This window comes from Clostridium phoceensis, assembly GCF_001244495.1.
GTDB classification, from domain to species: domain Bacteria; phylum Bacillota; class Clostridia; order Oscillospirales; family Oscillospiraceae; genus Lawsonibacter; species Lawsonibacter asaccharolyticus.
The window spans coordinates 901,621-925,011 of record NZ_LN866274.1 but is presented as its reverse complement, the minus strand read 5'-3'; the positions used below and the strand labels follow the sequence as shown (position 1 = coordinate 925,011).

19 protein-coding genes and 5 tRNA genes are annotated in these 23,391 nt (G+C 58.9%); 8 read left to right on the top strand and 16 right to left on the bottom strand.

From position 1 onward, the window contains the following. Positions 1 to 199: 199 nt before the first annotated feature. The 7 genes from BN1969_RS18480 to BN1969_RS05250 all read left to right on the top strand — a co-directional run bounded on the left by BN1969_RS18480 (position 200) and on the right by BN1969_RS05250 (position 2,209). Positions 200 to 1,006 carry a hemolysin family protein gene (locus BN1969_RS18480; protein WP_242850282.1) on the top strand — a complete coding sequence of 269 codons (807 nt, stop codon included), beginning with the start codon at positions 200 to 202 and terminating at the stop codon, positions 1,004 to 1,006. Then, positions 994 to 1,533 (top strand): transporter associated domain-containing protein, encoded by a 540-nt coding sequence (locus tag BN1969_RS18475; protein ID WP_242850281.1) that lies wholly within the window; start codon positions 994 to 996, stop codon positions 1,531 to 1,533. Before BN1969_RS18480 ends, BN1969_RS18475 begins: the two co-directional genes overlap by 13 nt. 113 nt (positions 1,534 to 1,646) lie before the next feature. Beyond that, positions 1,647 to 1,720 (top strand) — tRNA-Gly (locus BN1969_RS05270). 3 nt (positions 1,721 to 1,723) lie between these two features. Continuing rightward, a tRNA-Arg gene (locus BN1969_RS05265) sits at positions 1,724 to 1,800 on the top strand. A 27-nt stretch (positions 1,801 to 1,827) separates the two neighbouring features. Further along, positions 1,828 to 1,904 (top strand) — tRNA-His (locus BN1969_RS05260). Between the two features lie 87 nt (positions 1,905 to 1,991). After that, a tRNA-Gln gene (locus BN1969_RS05255) sits at positions 1,992 to 2,066 on the top strand. 67 nt (positions 2,067 to 2,133) lie between these two features. Then, positions 2,134 to 2,209 (top strand) — tRNA-Lys (locus BN1969_RS05250). A gap of 293 nt (positions 2,210 to 2,502) precedes the next feature. On the opposite strand, the gene BN1969_RS05245 is transcribed toward BN1969_RS05250, so the two are convergent. The 4 genes from BN1969_RS05245 to BN1969_RS05230 are packed head-to-tail and all read right to left on the bottom strand — an operon-like array spanning position 2,503 to position 4,058. Further along, positions 2,503 to 3,162 (bottom strand): CHAP domain-containing protein, encoded by a 660-nt coding sequence (locus BN1969_RS05245; RefSeq protein ID WP_050623344.1) that lies wholly within the window; start codon positions 3,160 to 3,162, stop codon positions 2,503 to 2,505. Positions 3,163 to 3,173: 11 nt separating this feature from the next. Next, a complete protein-coding gene (locus tag BN1969_RS05240) occupies positions 3,174 to 3,494 on the bottom strand; it encodes a hypothetical protein (RefSeq protein ID WP_050623343.1) in 321 nt (106 codons plus the stop codon). Next, the gene (locus BN1969_RS05235) at positions 3,487 to 3,834 is read right to left on the bottom strand and encodes a hypothetical protein (protein WP_050623342.1); all 348 of its coding nucleotides are present in this window, start codon (positions 3,832 to 3,834) and stop codon (positions 3,487 to 3,489) included. The genes BN1969_RS05240 and BN1969_RS05235 overlap by 8 nt, the downstream gene beginning before the upstream one ends. After that, positions 3,831 to 4,058 (bottom strand): hypothetical protein, encoded by a 228-nt coding sequence (locus BN1969_RS05230; RefSeq protein ID WP_050623341.1) that lies wholly within the window; start codon positions 4,056 to 4,058, stop codon positions 3,831 to 3,833. Before BN1969_RS05230 ends, BN1969_RS05235 begins: the two co-directional genes overlap by 4 nt. A 675-nt stretch (positions 4,059 to 4,733) precedes the next feature. On the opposite strand from BN1969_RS05230, the gene BN1969_RS05225 reads away from it, so the two are divergent. Further along, positions 4,734 to 5,342, top strand: coding sequence for a hypothetical protein (locus BN1969_RS05225; protein ID WP_050623340.1), 609 nt, complete (start codon positions 4,734 to 4,736; stop codon positions 5,340 to 5,342). Between the two features lie 375 nt (positions 5,343 to 5,717). On the opposite strand, the gene BN1969_RS05220 is transcribed toward BN1969_RS05225, so the two are convergent. The 12 genes from BN1969_RS05220 to BN1969_RS05165 all read right to left on the bottom strand — a co-directional run bounded on the left by BN1969_RS05220 (position 5,718) and on the right by BN1969_RS05165 (position 23,390). Beyond that, positions 5,718 to 9,590, bottom strand: coding sequence for an S-layer homology domain-containing protein (locus BN1969_RS05220; protein ID WP_050623339.1), 3,873 nt, complete (start codon positions 9,588 to 9,590; stop codon positions 5,718 to 5,720). Positions 9,591 to 10,058: 468 nt separating this feature from the next. After that, positions 10,059 to 10,769, bottom strand: coding sequence for a response regulator (locus BN1969_RS05215; RefSeq protein ID WP_050623338.1), 711 nt, complete (start codon positions 10,767 to 10,769; stop codon positions 10,059 to 10,061). Further along, positions 10,750 to 11,838, bottom strand: a complete 1,089-nt coding sequence (locus BN1969_RS05210) for a sensor histidine kinase (protein ID WP_147577006.1) — start codon at positions 11,836 to 11,838, stop codon at positions 10,750 to 10,752. Before BN1969_RS05210 ends, BN1969_RS05215 begins: the two co-directional genes overlap by 20 nt. Before the next feature lie 133 nt (positions 11,839 to 11,971). Further along, positions 11,972 to 12,865, bottom strand: a complete 894-nt coding sequence (locus BN1969_RS05205) for an acetamidase/formamidase family protein (RefSeq protein ID WP_050623336.1) — start codon at positions 12,863 to 12,865, stop codon at positions 11,972 to 11,974. Between the two features lie 18 nt (positions 12,866 to 12,883). Continuing rightward, on the bottom strand, positions 12,884 to 14,116 hold the full coding sequence (locus BN1969_RS05200; RefSeq protein ID WP_050623335.1) for an aromatic amino acid transport family protein: 1,233 nt from the start codon (positions 14,114 to 14,116) through the stop codon (positions 12,884 to 12,886). A 378-nt stretch (positions 14,117 to 14,494) separates the two neighbouring features. Then, a complete protein-coding gene (locus BN1969_RS05195) occupies positions 14,495 to 15,586 on the bottom strand; it encodes a TPM domain-containing protein (protein ID WP_050623334.1) in 1,092 nt (363 codons plus the stop codon). 36 nt (positions 15,587 to 15,622) lie between these two features. Further along, positions 15,623 to 16,828 (bottom strand): toxic anion resistance protein, encoded by a 1,206-nt coding sequence (locus BN1969_RS05190; protein ID WP_082203506.1) that lies wholly within the window; start codon positions 16,826 to 16,828, stop codon positions 15,623 to 15,625. Between the two features lie 163 nt (positions 16,829 to 16,991). Continuing rightward, positions 16,992 to 17,696 carry a 5-bromo-4-chloroindolyl phosphate hydrolysis family protein gene (locus BN1969_RS05185; RefSeq protein ID WP_050623333.1) on the bottom strand — a complete coding sequence of 235 codons (705 nt, stop codon included), beginning with the start codon at positions 17,694 to 17,696 and terminating at the stop codon, positions 16,992 to 16,994. 260 nt (positions 17,697 to 17,956) lie between these two features. Further along, a complete protein-coding gene (locus BN1969_RS05180; RefSeq protein WP_050623332.1) occupies positions 17,957 to 19,789 on the bottom strand; it encodes a thiamine pyrophosphate-binding protein in 1,833 nt (610 codons plus the stop codon). A gap of 353 nt (positions 19,790 to 20,142) precedes the next feature. Continuing rightward, positions 20,143 to 21,066: a LysR family transcriptional regulator gene (locus tag BN1969_RS05175; protein WP_050623331.1), complete on the bottom strand. Its 924-nt coding sequence runs from the start codon at positions 21,064 to 21,066 to the stop codon at positions 20,143 to 20,145. 108 nt (positions 21,067 to 21,174) lie between these two features. Beyond that, entirely contained in the window at positions 21,175 to 22,083 is a 909-nt protein-coding gene (locus tag BN1969_RS05170) for a DMT family transporter (RefSeq protein WP_050623330.1), read from the bottom strand. Between the two features lie 191 nt (positions 22,084 to 22,274). Next, the gene (locus tag BN1969_RS05165) at positions 22,275 to 23,390 is read right to left on the bottom strand and encodes a TRAP transporter substrate-binding protein (RefSeq protein ID WP_050623329.1); all 1,116 of its coding nucleotides are present in this window, start codon (positions 23,388 to 23,390) and stop codon (positions 22,275 to 22,277) included. Between the last annotated feature and the right edge of the window lies 1 nt (position 23,391).

Sequence of the window (23,391 nt, the reverse complement as noted above, 5' to 3'; positions counted from 1 at the left end):
GCCCCTCAGCGGGAAAGGATCGCCGGCCGCTCCCATTCGGGGTCGGACCGGCTCGAAGGAGTTATCCGCGTTTATGGACACAGACAGCGACTGCGCCCGACCCGATTTATTACTGTAAAAAAGCACAGCTGCCCTATCCAGGATAGGGCCGGCTGTGCTTTTTTGCATCCTGATGTCCAATTTTGAGGAGGAACGATCCGTGTCAACTATTGCCATACAACTGCTGGTCCAGGTCATCCTGATCCTGATCAATGCCTTTTTTGCGGCTACCGAGATCGCGGTGATCTCTCTCAACGCAAACAAGCTGCGGATGTTGGAAGAGAGCGGGGACAAACTGGCTCCCAGGCTGCTGAAAATGCTGGAGCAGCCAGCCGGCTTCCTCTCCACCATCCAGATCGGCATCACGCTGGCCGGTTTCCTCGGCTCCGCCTTTGCGGCGGACAGCTTCTCCGAGTATCTGGTCCGCTGGATCTGTGAGGATCTTGGCTTTACCGCCCTCCCCATCTCCGTGGTGGATACCTTCTCGGTGGTCGTCATCACTCTGATCCTCTCCTACTTTACTCTGATCTTCGGCGAGCTGGTCCCGAAACGCATCGCCATGCAGAAGTCCCTGGAGATGGCACGTCTCTCCTGCCGGGTGGTCTCCACGCTTGCCTTCATCGCCCGGCCTGTGGTGGCCCTTCTCTCCTTGTCCACCAATGGAGTGCTCCGTCTGCTCCGCATGAAGACCGAGGACGAGGAGGAACAGGTCACCGAGGATGAGATCCGCATGATGATCGACCTGGGTAACGAGAACGGAGCCATCGATGCGGAGGAGAAGGAACTGCTCCAGAACGTCTTTGAATTCGGCGACCTCTCGGTCAGCGACGCCATGACCCGGGTAGGCGATGTCACCGCTATTCAGGTGGACACCCCGCCCGGCGAGGTCCTGGACGTCATCCGCGCCACCGGGCTGTCCCGCTTCCCGGTCTATGGCAGCGATCTCAATGATATTTGGGCATCCTGAACGCCCGGGATCTTCTGCTGGATATGGCCTCTTCCCGGCACCGCACTGTGCGGGAGCTGATGCATCCGGCCTACCTGGTGCCGGAGACTCTCTCTGCGGACGACCTCTTCCGGGATATGCAGCACAAAAAGGTACATCTGGCGGTGGTCATCGACGAGTACGGCGAATTGGCCGGTGTCGTGAGCCTGGAGGATCTGTTGGAAGAGATCGTAGGCAATATCTACGATGAGTTCGACCCGGCGGAGCCCCCGGAGCTGGAGCATCTGGAGGACGGTGTCTGGCGGTGCAGCGGCGGCCTCAGCGTTGACACTCTGGCGGAAGAGCTGGGATTCGATCCCCCGGAGGACGCGGACTACGACACCGTGGGCGGGATGGTGCTCAGCTGCCTCCGCACCATTCCGGAAGATGGGAGCCGTCCCCATGTAGAGGCGGGTGGCCTGGACCTCCAGGTGGAGCAGGTAGCTGACCACCGGATCCAGTGGGTGCTGGTCCGCCGTTCCCAGCCCGCCGCTCCCCACCCCCAGTGATCCTTGTTTCGCCCTGCGGAGGTCCTCCGCAGGGCGAAATCGAAAAAAGGGATTGACAAGCGCCCTTCCATGTGGTATCATTTTCAAGCTGACACAGAGAATGAGGCGCCCATGCGGGTGTAGTTCAATGGTAGAATCCCAGCCTTCCAAGCTGGTCGCGTGGGTTCGATTCCCATCACCCGCTCCATATGCGCCTGTAGCTCAGGTGGATAGAGCAACTGCCTTCTAAGCAGTGGGCCAGGGGTTCGAGTCCCTTCAGGCGTGCCATCTTCCCTCTGCTGTCGCTGTTATATGGTGGGTGTAGCTCAGTTGGTTAGAGCATCGGATTGTGGTTCCGAGGGTCGAGGGTTCGAGTCCCTTTACCCACCCCATATGACCTCAAGGCGTAAGGGCCGGAGCGTCGGCTCCGGTCCTTGCCTTTTCAATTTCTCCCCATCTGACGGAGATACAGGAGATACAGGGGTGTAGCCAAGTGGTAAGGCAAGGGACTTTGACTCCCTCACTCGCTGGTTCGAGTCCAGCCATCCCTGCCACTTTTTTCTGTGTTTTCTGGTCCGGCAGTTGCGGAGGCAGTCCTGTTTTTCGTTTGATTGATTTCATGACCCAGTAGCTCAGTCGGCAGAGCACCTGCCTTTTAAGCAGGGTGTCCGGAGTTCGAATCTCCGCTGGGTCACCACGTCGGAGCAAAGTCCGCTTTGCTCCGACGCTTTTTTATGCTCACGCACAAAAAAGCGTCATCCGCCCGCCCCCTTGCTCTTCCTTTCCAGCTTACGCTGGGTCGCGATTTGGGTTGAGGTGCAGACTTGAGGTGCGTCTTCGAAACTGTTTGTCAACTTCACCTCCCCCCTCGGGCTGTAAGGCTTCTCCATTTTTTCCTAGTTGAATGATTATTCAGCATCAAAATTACCCATATAAAATCATGTCAAATTTGATGTCAGGAGCCGCCCATATTGGGGCGGCTCCTCTGCTTTATCTGGCCTTCGCCGCTGCCCGGGCCATGATCGCGCCCTCCTCCCGGGTCATAAGGTCCTGGGGGCGGCTGCCGTCCGTCAAGCCCAGCTCCACAGCCTCCGCCAACAGCTCCGGCATGGACGCCTTCTTGGCGGCCGCCTCCCTGCGGTATCTCTCCAGGTACTCCAGCCACTGCTCGTAGGTCACGCTCTCTTCCTCCTCATAGTCTGGGCGATATGCCCCCACGATGTATTTCTTATGCCGCCTGCGGCGCATCACCGCCCCGCCGTTGTCCTCGCTGGCGCCGCCGGTGTTGCCGTCAATGGTGGTGATGTAGGTCCCATCCCAGCTCTCACAGATGCCAACATGACCGGCGGAGCTCTTGCCGGAGAAGTTGAAGAACACGATGTCTCCCGGCCGGTAGTCAGTCACCGCCTGCTTCTTGTGGAAGGACATCAGCATGGGACAGTAGGCGGTCTCTCCGCCGCCGTAGTACAACTCGGGAGCCCCGGCCTCCCGAAACACCCACCAGACGAACACGGCGCACCAGGGGTATTTTCCGGACACCTCCCGCCCATAGTAGGCGGTGTTATACTTCACGTTGTCACTGTTGGCCGGGGATTCTTTGGTCCCGATCTGCGACCGGGCGATCTCCAATATTTTTTCATCCGTTGCCATAGGATGCCTCCTCACTTCTGTGCCTTGATCCACCCTGCCTGCTCCATCAGCTGCACCAGTTTGTCATAACCGAACATCGCAGAGAAGGCTACCAGGAAGATGAGGGCGATCAGCGCCACGATCATCCAGCCGGTGATGGCAAAGCGGTAATAGGACCACAGGCCGAAGCCCGCCCCCACCGTCACTACCGCGGCCACCAGGAAGGCCAGCAGGTTGGTGGGGAGCATATCGTACAGCAGGCTCTTGAGCACCTGTACGATGATGTTGGTCACCAGGGTCAGCGCCAGCACCAGGGCCAGCAGCATGGGCAGATAGTTGGTCAGTTCATTCATGGGTCGTTTCCTCCTTTTTGCCGGATCTATCCGGCCAGTTGTTATGTTTGCTCAGGTTCTCCAGTATGGATTTGATGGCGTAAGCCAGGATCACGGCAATGATCTCTGTGACGGCTTTCCCGGATAGCTGTTCTGCGATCTGCTCACGGCCCAGATAGGCCAGCAGATAGGAGCACCACACCCAGGCGCAGCCATTGCACAGGCACAGCCAGACGGTGGCCTTCATGGTCTCTGTGCGGCCCCTTTTGGACCGGTGGGTGGACAGCCACCACAGCCCCAGACAGAACACGCACCCCAGTGCGAAGGCCGCTGCCGCGGCCAGGATCACAGTGCTGCTCATGTCCGGACCTCCGATTTTAAGTCCCGGATGTCGTGCTGCACCTCCGTCATCTGCCCCTCCAGCTTGTAGGTCCGCTCCACCAGGCTGTTGTGGGCGGCCACCTTCTGCTCCAGCTGCTCGATGCGGTAGGTGGTCAGCTTGTTGGACACCAGGATGCCTCCAAAGGTCCCCGCCAGCGTCCCGATCAGCGACATCCCCGCCACAGCCAGCGTCGTCAGATCCATCCCCTCTCCCCCTCCTTTCTCTGAAGGGCCCACAGCGTTCTCCTCTCCAAAGCTCTGCCCGCCCCGGCGCCCCCTACTACTCCCAGCCCCGGCGCCAAAATTGTATGTTCCCGTCAATCCAATTTCACAAAAAACAGCAGAAGGGGCGCACAGTGTGCGCCCCTTCCAAACGATCGCTTCCATCTTGTTTGGGCAGCTTCCCTTTGTGGGAGAGTGGCTCGGCCCACGCTGTGTCCCCCAAAAGCCTTTCCCTCGGGGGAAGGCGTCACGGCGGATGCCGTGACGATGAGGTGGCGCCCTTCCGCCCGCCCCACGCGGGCGGACTATAGAGGTGCCCGCCCTGCGGGGCGGGTCCCTTTCTGAATGTCCAGAAAGGGGCCAAAGAGACGCCGGGGGACGCTCCCGGCCTCCCGGTACAGGAGACACCGAGCGGAGATCTCCTGGACCTGAGCGGCGCGGCAAGGCAAGGTTTTCGCACTGACCAGCGTCTCACACCGCTGCCGCCATCGGGCCGCCTCTCTCAATACCGGGGCTTCCGCACAGGCGGGGCAGAAATGGGCGCAGTTCTGCTTTACTTCCATAATTTGTATTGAAACGTCTCACAAAACAGCTTTTCCCTCCGGTTTTGAGCGGGTCCGGATCTGCCGGGCCCAGTCAGGACAGGAGGGATTTTTTATGGCAAGCGGACAGACTCAGTATTATGGGCTCTCCCAGTGGGAGGCCGCAGACAAGGTGGAGCGGGTGGACTTCAACTCCGACAACGCCAAGATCGACGGGGCACTCCGCCAGCTGGCGGAGCAGGTACAGCCGCTGGTGCGGGCGGTGCCCCAGCTGGCCTACTATATAGGACAGCTGGCGATCCTGGACCTGCTGGACCGTGGGCAGTATCTGGGACAGAGAGCCATGCTCTATGAGGCGTTTCTCCACCCAGAGGACCTCACGCTGAGCGGAAGTGCAGAGATCCGGGCGGGCGTGCTCTGCCTGGACGGCACTGGAAGCACCGGAGGGATCACCACACTTCCTCTGTCTCTGGGCAGCTCCGATTGGACGCAGGCCCGGATGTGGGTACATTTCAGCGGCGGCACGGTCCAGCCCCGGCTGAACGGTCAGGAGCTCCCGCTGCACCGGGCGGGCAGAGATAAGACCGTCACTGGGATACGGTGCTCAGAATATGAATTTCTATGGGAGGGGAAAGGCAGCGGAGCCGCTCAGATCCAGCTGGAGCTGACCTGTGGGAGCGGAGGGGAGATGAAGGTGTACGACTATTGCCTGGCCTTTTTCTAAGGCGGGAGGTGCCCGCCCTGCGGGTCGGGTCCCTTTCTGAAGGTCCAGAAAGGGACCAAAGAGACGCCGGGGGACGCTCCCGGCCCCCCGGTACAGGAGACACCGAGCGGAGATCTCCTGGACCTGAGCGGCGCGGCAAGGCTTTCGCACTGACCAGCGTCTCGCGCCGCTGCCGCTGATGCCCTGCGTCATTTGGGTCAATGCGCTGTTCCGGCTTTGCGCCTGGCGTCCCGGGCCTTGGCAGGCAGGGGTAACGTTTCCCCCTGGTCCTCCCGTTTGCACCGTGTAAGAGGAACAGGTCCGAAGCAAGTAAAAAGGGACCCCGGACCCATTTGGGTCCGGGGTTTCCCTTATTAGATCTTGACCTGCGTCAAATCAGGGATTTTCGATTTCAATCGCAACAGTGCCAACAGTAAAGGTCTGGAAAACACCCTCGGCAGTGACATCGTCAGCACCGGTAATGGTGCCAGCATTCTTAACGGTCAGCACGGTGCCGGGCATCACGTAAGCGGTGGTGTCGGCGTTTGCAGCCAGGACCTCAATATCCTTGCCGTTGGAGCCCTCATAAGTCACCTCGCCGCTGCCATTACCGACCTTAACGGAGGTGGCAGCAGCCAGTTCCAGGTCCGCGCTCACAGTTCCGGTGGTGAAAGCGGTAGTGGCAAACTTGTTGTTGCCCTTGACCTCAATGACACTGGTCCCGGCGCCGGTGGCCACGGTCGCAGTCAGGGTCTGACCGTCAGCCACATAGGCCCCGATAGCCTTGCCGCTGATCGTCGCGGTCACATCGGTCAGCTCGACCTTCCAAGCGCCGTTCAGAACGACATCGTCCTTAGTCACAACGTAGGTAGTGATGGCGTCGCCAGTTGTACCCACAACAACACCAGACTTGCCGGCGGCAGTGACCTTCAGCTCAGTACCCAGTGCAACATAGTTGCCGTCATTGACAGCTGTGTTGCTCGTGCCATAGGTGGCAGCAGCACCCTGCTTCAGCTCGACCTTGGACGCGGCGTACACGGCTGTGTCAGCGGTAACAGTGACCTTGTTGGTGTCAGCAACACCAGTAGCATCAGCCACCTTGTCCTGGAGATAGTAACCAGTCTCAGACTCCACGGTCACCTGAGTTCCGCTGGCCACAGGACCAGTGATCTCGTTGCCGTCAGCGTCCTTCAGGACGATACCTTCGCCAGCGGTAAGAGTAAACACCGCAGCTCCCGTAGTAGGCGCGCCAGTCAGGGTCAGATTATCACTCATGGTGAAAGTCAGCTCGCCAGCATCGGTATCGATCAGGATACCGTTAATGCGCACAGTGCCCACATCAGTAATGTCACTATCCATGATGGTCACAGTGGCGTTCTCAGGGATCTTATACTCCATGGCGGTAACCTTACCGAACTCCTTGATCGGGGTGCCCTCGATCTCGGTGCTGGCATCAGTCCAGACAGTGGCAAGTGTGGGATCGATCAGGTTGCCCTTCAGAGTCAGGGTACGGGTCTCAGGAGCCGCAGGCTCATTCTTCAGGGTAATGGCGATGTCGGTCTTGTCCTTCACCTTGAAGCTGATGGCGACAGACTTCCCGTCCGCGGCTACGGTGTAGTCAGCGGCGGCGATGCCGGCCACGGTGTCGATCAGCTTGCCATCGGGGGCGGTGTAGGTGTAGGAGTAGGTCTCGCCAGCCTTCAGGGTGGCGGCGGCGGCGCTCACGGCGGTGCCGTCAACGGTCAGGGAGATGGCCTTGTACTCGGACTTCTCCTGCTTGACGATGTACACCAGCTCGGCGGGGTCATCGCTGTCGTCGGGCTTGGCAACATAGGCATAGGTGTAGTAGTCGTCGTCCTCTTCCATGTCCTTCAGGTCGCCAACGCGCACGTCAGCGGAGCTCTTCAGGTCCTTGCCGTTGTTCTTCAGCTCATAGGTGGCCACAACGAAGATGGTCTCGCTGTTGGCGGTCCACTGGTCGGCGTTGCTGTCGCCCAGGGAGAAGGCTCTGGAGCCCACCACCTCGGGGACCGCGCTGACCGCGATCTTGTCCGCGTCGGTGACCACGCCGGAGCCGTTGGTGCGGTTGACCACATACAGGCCGGACTTGCCGGTGGTGATCTCCTGGTGGGCATCGGCGGTGAAGATCAGAGTGGTCTTCTCGCCGTCCACATACACGGTGGCTTCCTTGTACATCTTGTTCTTGTCATAGGACTCATAGGCTTCCCAATCAGCCACATAGAAGTAGGTCTTGTTGCTGTTGGAGGCCTCGCCGGAGTAGACGAAGACCACGTCCAGGGCGCCGTCGCTGTTCTTGTCGATGGCCCAGAACTTCACAGGATCGGTGGCATCGTTGTCCACGTAGTCGGGGACGTTCTCGAAGCCGGTGTACAGGACCTTCTCATCGGTGTCGATGAAGGCGGTCTTCTCGTCCACGATGTACTTAGTGCCGTTCACATAGATGAAGGCCTTATCGCTGTTGATGGCGGCGGTGTTGTTTCCGTTGCCGACAGCGTGGTCCTCGGTATCCTTGTAGTTGTTGTCCTCATAGAGGTCGCCGTCATCGCGGTCGTTCACGTTCGCGTAGGGCAGGATCTGACGCAGGGTGTAGACGTCATCGGACACGGTCCAGGCGAAGACGTGCTCCTCCAGCATGGCCTGGACAGTATCCTGGTCCATGGTGAAGTCCTGTCTGTCGGAGTGCAGGTCGATGTACTCGTCATCGATCTCCACGGTCTTGGCGGTGCCGTCGGTGAAGACGACTTTGGCGGTGATGGTCTTCAGGGACACGTCAACGGCGTCCACATACAGATAGTTGGCATAGTAGTCATCCAGGGCGATGAAGCCGATGACATAGCCGTTGGGGTCCAGGAACAGGCGGTAGCCGATATCCAGGGTGGGGTGCTTCTCGTTGATGCCGTCCACATCACCCTCGGTCCACTTGGAGTAGTTGTACTGGTTGCCGTCGTCCAGCTTGACGTAGTTGCCCTGATCCTCCTCAGGATCGGCGTCCTTCTTGACGCGGGTCACAGTGCCCTCGGCGGTGGCGGGATCGTTGATGGTGGCCACGAAGGCGTCGCCGTCCTCGTCCACATCCACAGTGACGACAACATAGTCGTCCTCAGCGAAGCCCTTGCAGTAGATCTTCCGGGTGTCCACGGAGTCGCCCAGGGGGTCCTGGGTGCCCAGCATGCGGACGGTGGCGAACTCGCCGTCATCGTCGGAGCGGATATCGGTGATCTCGGCCAGGTAGTAGTTGATCTTCACCACGGTGACGGTCTCGTTGACCTCGTCAACATAGATCTCGGTGGTGGCACCCTTGTCGGTGTACTCGTAGGTGGGGTCCTTTTCGTTCTCGGGCCGGCCGGCAACCTCCTGCTCGGCGCCGTCCACATAGGCGACCCAGTCATAGACATAGTCGCCCTTCTCGGTGCCCTCGACGACCGTCTTGCCCAGGTCCTTATAGATCACGTTCTCCTTGGTCCCGGCAGTGTAGACATAGTCGGGGGTGTCGGCCACGGTGATGATCTCGTCATCGGAGGTCATCTTCACGTTCTCGGGCTTCAGGCTGCCGTCCTCGTTGAGGCCGTAGGAGTCATTGCCCTCGGTGGTGGCGGAGGTGCCCCGGTAGGAGCCGGTGCCCCAGGTGGTGCCGGGACGGCCGTAATCGGTGTTCTCGTTGGTCTTGTAGACCAGGTCGAAGTTCTTGTAGCCCAGGGTATCGGTGTAGTAGAAGGTCAGGGAGTAGATGATACCCTTGTTCTCGTTGTAGTACACGCCCAGCAGCTCGTTGTACTGAACGGGCACGGCCTTGGTCAGGGCGTTGAACACCAGCTCAGCCACGTTGTCGCGGGTCAGGCCCTCGTTGGCGGTCAGCTTCAGGTCGCCGTACAGGCCCAGAGCGGTGCCCTTGGCGGTGGCGGCCAGCATCCAGTTGTCGCCGAAGTCAGCGGCGTTCTGGAAATAGCCCAGGGCGCGGCACAGCATCAGCACGGCCTGCGCGGTGGTCACGGTGGCGTTGGGGTCAAACTTGCCGTCGCCCACGCCGGCCACGATGCCCAGGCTGGAGCACAGGTTCACATAGCCCTGCGCCCAGGCAGGGACGTCGGTGAACACATTGGTCTCCGCGAACTGGTTGACGTTCACGCCGGCGCCGTACAGCATGGTGCTGATGATAACGGCCATCTCGGCGCGGGTGACTACGTTCTCGGGGCCGAAGGACCCGTCCTCGTAGCCGTCAAAGAGGCCGATGGCAGAGGTGACCGCCACGGCGTCCTTGTTGACGATCTCAGCGTTGTCGCTGAAGTCGTCAAGGNGCTGGAGCCCACGACCATCATGCCCAGGAGCATAACGGAAGCCAGAGCCAGGCTGAGAGCACGCTTCAGGTTTCTCATTGGATATTCCTCCTTTTTATATTGACAAAAGTCGCTGTTTTCTGACAAACCGGGCCTTTTCTAGAACATTTCGGCCCACTATGCCTGTACAACACTTCTGACACAGGAGGAATTGGTTATAAAAAGGGGGAGATCAAGGGAAAAATCCCCGAGATTACGCCTAAAAAGTTTCCCTGGTAGACATTTGGTAGACACATGAAAACAGAAGGGGCAGCAAGGCCCTGAAACTCCAGGCCACCGCCGCCCTTTTTTGGTAGACTTTTGGTAGACATCGCGCTTTTTGTCAAGAATATGATTGGATCTCTTACAATTATAATATGCTGTTTTTCATTTGCAAGGGACCTCAATCTCCTTCTGCCATGCGGTAACCCACACCTACCTCAGTAAAAATATACTGGGGTTTCGCCGGGTTCTTTTCTAGTTTGCGACGGATCTTTGCCATATTGGCCCGCAGATTTTGAGTATCTCCTACAGCATTCGGCCCCCAGATCTCTCGAATGATAAAATCATATGTCAAAACTTTTCCGGCATATTGGGTCAACAGAGCAACGATCCTATACTCACTCTGAGTCAGATGCACGTTCTCTTCTCCCAGCCATACCAGATGGCTGTCAAAATCGACTCGCAGCCGGCCACACCGGTAGATCCCTGTACGCGCCAATCCAGGATCGGCGGCTTGCGTCCTGGTATGGCGCAGAGCGGTGCGGATACGCGCCAGCAGTTCTCCTCCGCCGAAAGGTTTGGTCAGATAGTCGTCCGCGCCAAGATCCAATGCTTCGATCTTGTCTCGTTCTCTGGTCCTGGCAGATACCACTATAATTGGAACAACGCTCCACCCTCGAATACGTCGGATGATATCCACTCCATCCATATCTGGGAGCCCCAGATCCAGAATAATCAAGTCAGGGCAGTAGGCGTCAAGCATCTGACACGCCTCTGTTCCGGTATAGGCCTTGATGACATCATATCCATTGGCTGTCAGGACCGTTCCGATCAGATAGTTGATACTTTTTTCATCTTCGATCACTAAAATTTTATCCTTTATGACCGCCATACTGCCGTTCCTCCTTTAAGGGAAGCGTGAACCAAAACTCCGTGCCTCCCTCCAGCTGATTTCTGCCTTCAAAATTTCCTCCGTGCACCTTGATAATATCGCGGCAGACGATCAGCCCAATGCCCATATTGTGTTTTTTATCTCCAGAACTGGTATCTGCCAATTCCATATAGTCCCCGCATAGATGCTCCAACTTTTCCTGCGGGATCCCCGCCCCGTCGTCACTGACAGAAAAACGGACCCAGTGCTTTCCCGCATCTATCCGAATCCGGATCTTCTCCGCCATCCCATGGATCACCGCATTTTCCATCAGGTTGTATAGCACCTGCTCGATCAGCATCGCATCCATAGGCACTTCCAGCAGGACGTCAGGCACCTCTACTTCCACTGTGGTATTGGGGAAGTGCTTTTGGAATTTTTCCATTACCTCACCCACTACTTCCTCTGGCATCTCCGGACTCTTTTTCAAGTGGTAAGACGCCCCGCCTACACGGGTGATAGACAATAAATTTTCTACCATACGGATCATCCACTCTGCTTCACTGCACACATTGCGGAGCAGGGTCCTGTTCTCCTCATCGCTCAGACAATTTCCCGGACTGAGGATCGCCTCTGCTGATCCGATGATGGAAGTCAGCGGAGTCCGCAGGTCATGCCCCACTGCCCGGAGCAGATTGGCGCGCAGTCGCTCCCGCTCCGCCTCGATCTGGGCCTCCTCCTGCTCTTTGATATGGGTAGTAAGCGCGCTGGTCACGATAGAGACACTAAACAGTGTGACAAATGTGAATGGGTAACCAGCCCCCCGCAGCTCAAACCGGTAATAGGGTTCCATAAAGGCATAATTCACGACCACTGCGGCGATCAGGCTCGCCGTCATCCCATAAAAATATCCATTGGTAGAACGGGCCACCACCAAGACACCTGTCACAAAAAGCAAGGCTGCATGGCAGTCATCCGCCCCTACGGGCTGGAGCAGCAGACCCAGGTCCAATACCACCGCCATGGTCACCACTAAAATCACGCTGTCCTGCCAGCAGAGGGGACACATCCGCCTTATCTTACCGAGCACAGGCCCACCTCCCCCCTTTCTAACCGGGTCAAAGTCAGTATATCATGGAACGCTGAAGCGTTCAAGCCGGACGTATAAGTGCAAAAATGCCAGACAGCCCCCGATCAGGGGCTGTCTGGACATTGGCCGCGCCTCACAGCGTGGGGATCCCTGTATCAAATTTGGGGCAGCGGACCCGGACTGTCTTCAAATCATTGACTACCTGACTGATCTGAATGTCACAAGTCGCACTTAGCAAACGGTATGCATCCGGAAAATCCAGTTCCAGTTTTTTCTCCAGAAAGGCAACTGTATCAGATACCGCCAATCGAATAGCATCGTCCAAAGTCACAGCGGATGCTGTAAAATAGAGGGCTTCCACTGTCTCGATGACCGGTCTGCTCACCGGCCGGTCCTTGTAAAGCGTGGTTTTGAGACAGATCCGGCCGGGTGTCTCGATCCCGGTCCCGCTTAATTCCCCGTCACCCATACAGGCGTGCAGGTCCCCCACTGCCAGGCCGGCTCCTGGGACCGACACAGGAAGATAGACACGGGCCCCCGCCTTCACCATCTTCGTATCCATATTAGAGCCGTGATCCCCCGGCACTGCACAGTGGATATCCAGCCCAGGTCTGGGGGCTACCCCGCACACGCCCACCATTGGGGTCAATGGGAGACGGATCTTGTCAGAAAAGCAGGCAAATCCATCCTCAATGGGAATCACCTTAGTGTCAGCCTCTGTAATCCGGTCCCCCAGTACGCCCAATCCCTTTGAGGTCACCATAACCCCCTGTCTGCCGAGCTCAATGGCCAGGATCTCCACACACAGGGTATCTCCCGGCTTGGCACCCCGCACCTCGATCGGCCCAACAGAGCAGTCCATGATCGTGATATCGATATCCGGACGCTTTACCGAGGCGTCTGTGATCTGGCCGCTGTAACAGTCATCTGTCTCCACCCAGAAGGTCTCCCCATCCTCGACGCTATATTGACAGGGATGCTCCGCATTGAAGCTGAAGATCACTTTGTCTTTGGGAATGACACGCATTGCATTTTCCTCCCTCTTTTACCAGCCTGAGGGCAGGATCCCCACCAGATCCAAAACCGCATAGAGGGCTGCCGCACAGAAGAGCGTGATGATGAGCACCTGGACCCACCGCGCAGAGTACCAGCCGCACTTCCAGGGCGGCTCCATGTCGCCGTTTTTCCGGGCACTGTTTACCATCAGCGCAGGCAGAATGGACATAATGACACCACCGAAGGTCCCAGCCAGGTAAATGGCGTCTACAAAGCTGACCAAGCCGCTGTAAGCTAAAATGAATGGAGGCAGAGCCACACATGCCAGCGAGATCAGGCGGGTCGGCACATGATTCTCGCTCTTGAACTTGAACATGTCCACAATGTTCGTCAGCATAGAGCCGCCCACTGCCCAGTAAGAGGTCATCATGGCGCACAGGGCAAAAATGTTGGCTACAAACATTGCCCAGCTGCCCAGCGCCTGGCCCCAGGCGAGCGTCGCTACCTCCGTGACATTGTCCGCTCCAGTAAGGGAAATGACAGCCAGAGGGACCAGTGCCAGCAGTATCCCGGTGATCAGCATGCCGATGGTGACCGCTTTGGGCAGTGCGCGAGCATTATGCCGCAGGCCGCGGGCCAGTTCAGGGACTGCATACTGGGCGATATAGCAGAAGATCGCCACGTTGAACACAGGCACCGCATAGGTCCAGTTGGTGTAGATCGCCTGGCTGATATCCGCTTTCCCAGATAAGAAGGAGACCCCGATAATAACGGCCAGCAAAACGATCATGCCGGTACTGATAAATTTTTCTGCCAGGCCGGTTGCTTTCAGTCCCAGCCACACTACTACTACGGCCGGCACAGTAAAGATCAGGCTTCCAAGTGTGGGGGAGATCCCCAGCAGCTCAGCCAAAATTTCTCCGCTGCCGCTGGTATAGGAGATCATGCAGCCAATGGAGTTGGCGCACACAGAAATAAAGACCAGTACCGCCCCCAATTTTCCCACATATCGTTCTGCCAGCCCCGGCAGCTGCATGGGCTTTTTCGTGCGGAGGGTAGTCTCAGCCACATACAGCATGGAGACCGTCGTAAATACCCCCGCGATAATAAGCCACATCAGCAGGATAGGCCATCCGGCCTTCCGGGAGGAATAAGCCAGTCCTAAAATACCGGCTCCGATATTTGCACCCACGATGATCATAGCTGCTTCCCAGAAGGTCAGCTTCTTCACGCTGAGTGCTCCTTCCTCTGTAATGACAACATTACTTTTTTCTTCGCCCATGTTCATCTCTCCTCAGCTTTTATTTTTTGCCGGAGTGGTATGATCTCATTATAGAAAGTCGGGCTCCAAAATTCAATTGATTTAGTTCACAATATTTTCACTAATTTTTATATAATAGCAACATAATCGCAACATTCATTTTCTGCTTTTTGTCTCCTTACAGGCCGCAGGCATAAAAAGCGCCCCTTAAGAGGCCCGAAAAGGGGAGAGATCCCAAACTTTTCAGGGCCCCTTAAGGGGCTGTCTGCTTGCATTTCTTTCAGGTCCTCTGGGCCCTGGCCGGGTCTCCGGCCCTCTTGGGAGGAAGCCCCGCCCATGCTGGGGACCAGCCAGACGCGGACCGGTGACGGCGGGACGGGTCATTCTGCTGTTCAGCACTCACCGGCCGCCAAATCCGCCGCCGCGGCCACCGCCGCCGCCAAAGCCACCTCCGAATCCTCCGCCGCGGCCACCGAAGCTTCCGCCACGACCGCCGAAGCTCCCACCAAAGCCTCCGCCGCGGGAACCGCCGAAGCCTCCGCCGCGGCTGCCGCCGAAGGAGCCTCCGAAACCACCGCTGCCGCCAAATCCGCCGCCACGTGATCCTCCGCTCCGCGGACGGCTGCCGCCGCCGATCCCGCCAAATCCACCGGGGTCACCTGGTCCTCTGGGCCCTCTCGGACCTCCGGGCGGTGGCGGCGGAGGACGGTGCCAATGGCGCCGGTACCAGCCGTATCCCGGACCATGCCAGAAGAGGATAGGCCGGAACACATAGGGTGGGGAGGCCACCCCATAAAAACGTGCCCGGTAGCTGTTGTAGCGCGCCCGGTCGATGGCGGAGAGCACCATCAGGGCCGCCACCAGAAGGACCAGCAGGGAGATCACCCCCATGGTCCGCTCATTGACCTGGTAGCTCCCTCCCCCTCCGGCGTTGCCCAGTCCGAAGTTGTCTATATATACCTGGTTCATCTCCGCAAAGAAGGACAGCACACCCTCTTCAAAGCGCTGGGCACCGAAGTTGCTGGAAAGCATCCCATCCAGCCGGGAAGTCACACTGCTGGTCAGGATGGTGGAGAAGTCGTTGCCTGTAGCCACGTAATAGAGCTCGTCATCCACCGCAGCCACCAGCAGGGCGTCGCCCTGGCCCAGGCCGATCTGGGTCCCCTGGTCGTAAGCATAGCTTTCGATGTCCTGCCCATCCAGGCTGTCCACCATCAGTACGGCGATCAGGCTGTTGTACCGATAGTCCCAGTTGGCGTTATAGAGGCTGATCTGCTCCTCTGCGGAGGAGGACAGCACCCCGGCCTGATCTGAGATCCAGGTGTCATACTCCGACGTGGACAGGGAGGTGTCCAGCGCGCCGGAGGCACTGTTGGATGTGTCTGTGGGCAGTCCGGGGGCGGGAGCCCGCAGCTGACCCACGCCGATAGCCGCCACGACCATGATCACAGTCAGCGCTATGGCCACCCAAGTCTTTTTCAAAAAGTTCATCGTTTCACCTCACGCAGCGGGACAGGACCGCCGGCCTCAGCCTCTCAGCTCCAGCAGCTTCTGCTTCAGCTCGCCCTCAATGCGGCCCAGCTCCAGCTCGGCCTCCTTCCGCTTCTGACTGCCCTCCTGCTGGATCTTCATCACCTCGTCCAGGGTGGAAATCAGCTGCTGGTTGGTGTGCTGGAGGGTCTGGATATCCACCACGGAGCGCTCAGATTCCCGGGCGGTCTCGATAGTGCCCATCTTCAGCAGGTCCGCGTTCTTCTGGAGCAGCTGGTTGGTCATGTCGGTAACTGCAGACTGGGCGGCCGTGGCCTGGCGGCTGTGCTCCAGCCCCAGGGCCAGCACCATCTGGCTCTTCCACAGGGGGATGGTGTTGACCAGGGAGGACTGGATCTTCTCCAGCATCAGGGTGTCGTTGTTCTGGATCAGCCGAGTCTGAGGGCCCATCTGGATGGAGATCATCCGGGTGAGCTCCAAATCGTGGAGCTTCTTCTCAAAGCGGTTACACAGGTTGGCATAGTCGTTGTATTTCTGTGCGTCCTCCTGGGCCCCGGTCTCGGCGGCCTTCTTCTTCAGCTCCTCCAAGTCGTGGGCCCGGACATGCTCCAGCCGCTTTTTCCCCGCGATGATATACATAGTCAGCTCTTTGTAGTATTTGGTGTTGAGGTCATACATCTGGTCCAACATGGCGATGTCCTTCATCAGCACCACCTGGTGGTTCTCCAGCACCCGCACGATCTTGTCCACGTTGACCTCGGCCTTGGCGTAGCTCGTCTTCATGGCCTCCAGTTTATCCCGCTTCTTCTTGAAGAAGCCCAGGAAGCCGCCCTCGTCTTCCTCCTTGCCGAAGCCCTTCAGTTCCACCACTAGAGAGGACAGGGCCTCCCCTACCTCGCCCAGATCCTTGGTCCGCACGTTGTTCAGTGCGTTTTCCGAGAAGCCGGCGATGTTCTTCTGGGCGGCGGCGCCGTACTGGAGCACCACGCTGGAGTCGGTGATGTCGATCTTCTGGGAGAACTCATCCACCATCTTCCGTTCCGCCTCCGTGAGCTGGCTCTCATCCAGCTTGACGGCGTGAGCGTCCCGCTCCTTCTGGGCGGCCGCAGCGTCAGCCGGGTCCGCCGCCGCGGGCTCCAGGGTCAGGGCGGGTGCCTCCGGGGCGGCCGGTGCCGCGGCCGCAGCGGTGTCCGCCTCCGGCGTCAGAGTCAGCTGAGGGGTCATATCCAGATTGTCGCTCATTGTCGTTTCCTCCTGTATCGTCACGTTTCTGATCTCATTGTCCTAGATATCACGGGACCTCGGTCCCCGCTTTCCAGAAGTCATATCCCGTCAGCACGGCCATCTCCATCGCCCCATGATCAGTTTCTCCACCTGTTCCACGGTCTCCCCCACTCTTCTCGGCTCACAGCTCCAGGGTCACGCCTCCGTCTCCGTCCTTCTTCTGGCCACCCAGCCCCTCCCGCTGGAGCATCTGCTCCATGACGGTGATATCGGTAGAGATGTCCAGTGCCTCATCCCCGAACAGGGCGTCCAGCTGCCTGTCAAAAGCCTGGGAGATGGTAGCCATCATCTGCTCTACCTTCTTCTTGGTGGCGTCGATATTTTCCCCCGAGATGCCGGCCGCATCCATACGGTCATAGGCATTCAGGATCTTCAGGGTGGTGGGCAGATAGTAATCCAGAAACCGGCGGATCTGGGGCAGCTTTTTAGGCTGCTTCACCACCAGGTCGATGATCTTCCGGGTGACCTCCTCCAGATGATCGATCTGGGCGGAGATCTCCTCGTCCTCGATGCTGTCGTTGAGGCGGCGCATCTCACCCACCGCCCGGTCCCGCTCTTTGATGAGGGCGTCGATCTCCGGATCTCCGGTACTTTTAGGAGGTTCCTTCTTCTCGGGCTCCTCCTGTTTGTTCTCCTCCGGCTCTCCGGGCACCTCATACACCTTATTGGGGAAGAGTCCCTTCCCCACGATGAAGGCCGCCGCCGACAGCGCCCCGCACAGCAGGTAATGGACCGGCTGGTACAGTGGGAACAGCAGCGCATAGGCCAGCCAGACCGCACCCACCAGATAGATGGGGACCACCGACCGCTTTACATGTTTTGCCATATCTGAACTTCCTCCACTTCCGCAGGCCGGCCCCTTCCCCGGTCCGGCCTGCAAAGCTGCCTTCATATGTCCTGTTGTGAGATATTGTACCCCCACGGAGATGGGGTGTCAAGGAAATTAGCCGCAACTTCCGGCCGTCCAATCTGGGTCTCAATTTTTTACATTCTCTGCGCCCTTTTCTAGAAAGACGAGAAATGCCGCCCCAAGTGGGGCGGCATTTCTCTGAAAAAACACACACAAGAAGGAAGTGCGGGGCAAACTTAGGCGTTGTGGGACTTGGAGTGGCTGGGGGCGACGTACTGGCCGTTCTCCTTCTTGACCAGCTTGCCCTCCTTGACCAGCTCGTTGGGGCTGTAAATGTCGTTGATGTTCCAGCAGCCGGGGGTGGGCACCACGATGTTCTCCATGGGGGCCTCCACCAGGAAGGGCTTGCCGGCCTTGTTGGCCTCGATGGCCTTCTCCAGGGCGGGCTTGAACTCGTCAGCGGTAGAGCAGCGGATGGAGTCCACACCGTAGGCCTTGGCCACGTCGGCCCAGCAGGGGCTGTAGGACTCCCCATCGGGAGTGTGGAACACGGTGCCGAACTTGGTCTTGTAGTTGGCGTTCTCCAGACCGGCGATGGTGCCGAAAGCGGAGTTGTTCATGACCACCCAGGTGCAGGCGATACCCTTCTCCACGGCGGTAGCCATGCAGGTGGGGTTGACGCCGAAGCCGCCGTCGCCGGTGAGGGTCAGCACGATCTTATCGGGGGCAGCCAGCTTGCCGCCCAGGACGGCGGAAGCGCCGAAGCCCATGGTGGCCAGACCGGAAGAGTGGTGGATGGTGCCAGGAACGGTGATGTCGAACTCCTGGGCCACGCCGTTCTTGTTCCAGCCCACATCGGTGAAGATGATGGCGTCCTCGGGGATGACCTCCTTCACGTCCTTCAGGATGCGCTGGGGAGTCATGGGGAAGCGGCCGTCGTTGGAGATGGCCTCGTTGCTGGCCTTGAACGCGGCCTTGGCGGCAGCAATCTGCTCACGCAGCTCGGGGTTGCTCTTACCCTCGGGGCAGATCTTCTTCACTTCCTCCAGGATCTGGGCCAGGCCGATCTTCAGGTCGCCGATGGCGCCGATCTCCACAGCGTAGTTGCGGCCGATCTCGTTGGGGTCGATGTCGATCTGCAGGAAGGTGGTCTTATCGGGATCGAAGGTGACGCCCTGATACCAGCTGGAGCTGTCGGCCTCGCCGAAGCGGGTGCCCAGGCCCAGGATCACGTCGGCATTGGTGGTCAGGGAGTGGGTGAACTCCAGGCCCCAGAAGCCGGTCTGGCCCACCATCAGGGGGTGCTGGTCGGACAGGCAGCCCTGGCCGGCCAGAGTGCGGGACACGGGGATGTCCAGGAACTCGGCCAGAGCAGCCAGCTCCTCGGAGGCCTGAGCCAGCAGGATGCCGCCGCCGGCGTGGAGGACGGGGTTCTTGGCCTCCACCAGCTTCTTGGCGATGGCCTTGGCGGCAGCGGGGTCCAGGGCGGGCTTCATGGTCACATGGCTGTCCTTGTAGGTGCGGGCCCACAGTTCCTCCTCCATCTCACGGGAGAACATGTCCATGGGCACGTCTACCAGGACGGGGCCGGGACGGCCGGCCTCAGCCAGACGGAATGCCTTGTCCAGGATGTAGGGCAGGGCCTCCACGTCGTCCACGCGCCAGCTGCGCTTGCACACGGGCTTGAGCATGCTGTACTGGTCGCCGTCCTCATGCATCTGGATCTCCTGATGGGGGTGACGGCCGAAGTAGTAGCTGGGCACATCGCCCGCGATGACCACCATGGGGATGGAGTCCAGGGAGGCGTTGGCCACGCCGGTGAGCACGTTGGTCAGGCCGGGGCCCAGGTGGCACATGACCACGGAGGCCTTGTGGGTGATGCGGGCGTAGCCGTCAGCCGCGGTGGAAGCCACGGCCTCATGCCGGGTGCCGATGTACTCGATCTTCTTACTGCGGGAAAGGGCGTCCAGCATGCCGATGACGGTGTGGCCGCACAGTCCGAACAGCTTGGTGACGCCCCGGCGCTCCAGGTAGTCTACCAACAGGTCAGATACCAGTTTCTTGCTCATTGTGTGAAATCCTCCATATCATTTTTTTGGATCAGCAATCTCTTATCAGGCTTTCGCCCGCTTCTCCCAAACAGTGTCTCTGCCCGGCGGTCTCTCCCCATTTCCTATGGAATCGATTCATAGATCAAGGGGATTTTTTGGTCCTTCCGCTTTGGCTATTTTCCAGCAACAGCCACAGGGCATCTCTCTTTTTTCTGTCTACTACTACCATACAAAGAATAGTATATTCCCTCTTATTTGTCAAATAGCTAGTTTTCATTCATTGTTCAAATTCCTGCATGGGATGTGCCAAAAAAGGCCGGCCTGCCCGAGGTGGGACAGGCCGGCCAAGTCTTTTGTCCGGTCATTTCGCTTCAGGAGCCCTCTTTCAGATTGTGCCGCTCCAAGAAGTGGTTGAAGATCAGGCCGCTGCGGATAATAAAATCCCGGAAATATTCGGCGGCGGGGGGCATATACTGCTCCTTGTTCCATTGGATATACAGCTTCCGCGCGGGGATCTCGTTTTCGATGGGCAGCACCTTCACATTGTAGGGGGTCCCGCCCAGGGGCCTGGGAACGATAGCGACGCCGTGATTGGCGGCTACCATTCCGTACATGATAACGTCTTGGGCTGTCTCCATGGTGATCTTGGGCTGGATGCCCAGGCTCCGGAACAGCTCGTCGGTGACGGAGCGCAGCTGGCAGTTGTTGTCGAAAGAGATGAAGGGCTCCCCGTCCAGCTCCCGCAGGTCCACCGACTCCCGCTGAGCCAGCCGGTGGCTCTCCGGGACCAGCAGGACGATCTGGTGCTCACCGATGAGGGCCCCTTCCACCCGGGGGTCGTCGATTTTAGTACAGAAGAGCAGGTCGATCTCCCCGGCCAGCAGCTTGTCCCGCAGCTGCATGAAGGTGGCCTCCTGGTTGAACTGGAGGCGCACCCCCACCCGGTTGGTCTCGGATAAATAGCGCACGATCAGCTCAGGCGCGAACTCCGCCAGGGAGGGAAAGCAGGCCATTACCACCGTGCCGCTGTTTGGGTTGATATAATCCTGGAGTCGGGCCACTCCGGTGTCCAGCAGGTTCAGGGCCTGGGAAACATAGGGGAGGAACAGCTCCCCATATTTGGTCAGTTTGATGTTGCGTCCCTTTCGAACAAAAAATTCCACATTCAGCTCGTCCTCCAGCTCCTGAATGGAGTGGCTCAGGTTGGACTGACTGACATACAGCTTTTCCGCCGCCCGGGTGTAGTGCTCCAGCTCGGCGATGGTCTTGAAATATTGCAGCTGCCGTAAATTCATACGGCGCTCCCCCTTTCTGTCCCGGATCTTAATATATTGATTCAATTATGCCATAATTCGATGAAAAAATCAAATATATTTTTCAGTTCGGGACAGAAAAAGCATATCTTATCGGTCTGACCCGGCCTGCGCCTGCTTTGCCAGCTTGCGGGTCTCCAGGGTGCTGAGGATGACATCAGCGGAGATGAGCACCAATCCCACCAGGAAGGAGGGGGTGAAAGTCTCGTTCAGCAGCAGTATGCCCAGCAGGGCAGAGAACATGGGCTGGAGAGGGTAAAAGAGGGAGCAGGTGCTGGCAGGCAGCTCGGCCAGACTGGCCGTCCAGGTGTACTGGGCCAGCCCGGAGCCCACCAGCCCCAGATAGAGCACCACCAGGATGTTGGCGGAGCTCAGGCCGGTGCCCCCTGCCTGCACCGCGGCCGCCACCCCCGTGGGGATGTGGAAGATCAGACTGATGACCATGCCGTAGGCTGTGACCAGAATGGGGGGATACTTGGCGGTGAGCTGGCGCATGAAGACAGAGGCCACGCTCCAGGTGACCACTGCCGCCAGCACCACCAGGATGCCCGCCATCTCCCCCTGGCCGGTGGCGCCGGTGGTGATGACGAAGGTGCCCACCAGTGCCAGCACCAGACACAGCACCTTGGTGGGGGTGATCTTTTCCTTCAGGTGGAGGGCAGCGAAGATGGTGACCCCCACTGGTGTCACCGAGTTGACCAGGGAGGCCATGGAGGCCCCGGTGAGGGAGATCCCCAGCTGGATGAGGAAGATGGTGAGGAAATAGCCCATGACCCCCACCCCGGCAAAGTATTTCCAGTCCGCCCGGTCGATCTTCACGCCGAAGTGCTTCCGGGCCATGAGCATCAGGGGAAATGAGGCCACAAAACACCGCAGGCAGCCCAGCAGGGGGGCGGGCACATCGTCAGAGATCAGCTTCCCCCCCACGTACACGCTCCCCCAGAAGAAGAAGGTGACAAACAGAAGCAGAAATGCCCGGCTTTTCTTCAGCAGCTCCATAGAAACGCTCCTCTCCAAAACACAGCAGTCTTTCAGCGGATCAGATCTGGCTGGACGCATGGGACCGCCTCCGGAATATTTCTCTGCCGGGAGCAGACCCACGGGGCCACCCAAAGGAAGAAACGGACCGGCGCCGCTGGGGCGCCGGCCCGTTTGAAATTCATGGGTACGCGCTTGTCCGCAGCTGGGGATCAGGCCCCGGCAACAGCGGCCAGCTCGTCCTGCAGGATGGTACCCAGACCGTCGACCTCGCCGTCGATCTTGGTGTACAGGTCCTTCACGCCCTGCAGGTTCAGGATCTCGTCATAGAACTCGGGAGCGTACTCCACCATCTCCATGCCGCCGGCAGCCAGAGTGTCCTTGCTGCTCTTATCCAGCTCGGTCAGAGCGGGACGCAGCTCAGCAATGGCTTCCTCCACGGCCTGAGTCAGGGCATCCTGATACAGGGGGTCCAGGCTGTTGAACTTGTCATTGTTGATGATGATCTGGTTCAGGTACAGGATGTGGTTGGTGAAGTTCAGATACTTCTGGACCTCCTGGAAGTTGGAGGTCATGCAGGTATCAGCGGCGTTCTCCTGAGCGTCGATGGTGCCGTTCTGCAGGGAGATGTACACCTCAGGCCAGGCCAGAGGAGTGGGGGCAGCGCCCAGAGCAGACCAGAAAGCCATGTGGTTCTGGTTCTCCATGGTGCGAATCTGCAGGCCCTTGAACGCATCCAGAGTGTCCAGCTTCACATTGGAAGTGGTCAGACGGTAAGTGGCGTTCTGCAGGTAGCCCAGGATCTTCATGTTCTTCTCTTCATACTTGGGGGCAATGGCCTTCAGGAACTCGCTGTCATCGCCGTTCAGCACCTGGTCGATGGTGTCGCCGTCATACTGAGCGAAGACCATGGGCAGATCGAACACGGCCACGGCGGGCACGAAGGAGACGGTGGGAGCGGTCTGCAGCACCACATAGTCCAGGGTGCCGTCCAGCATCTGCTGCTGGATATCCATGTCGCCGCCCATCTCGCTGTTGGGATAGTACTCAACGGTCAGCTGGCCGCCAGTGATGGCGTCCACCTTCTCGGCAACCAGCTCACCCAGCTGCTGGGCAGCGGCGCCCACGCCGGCGGAGTCAGCGCCGCGCAGGACCACGGGGTCCAGGCTGGCGTAGTCAGAACCGGTGCTAGCAGCGGGGGTGCTGGTAGCAGGGGTGCTGGCATCGGGGGTGGAGCTGGCGGCGGGGGTGCTGGTGTTGCCGCCGCCGCAGGCGGCCAGGCCCAGAGTCATGGCGCCAGCCAGGACAAGAGCTGCAAATTTCTTCATG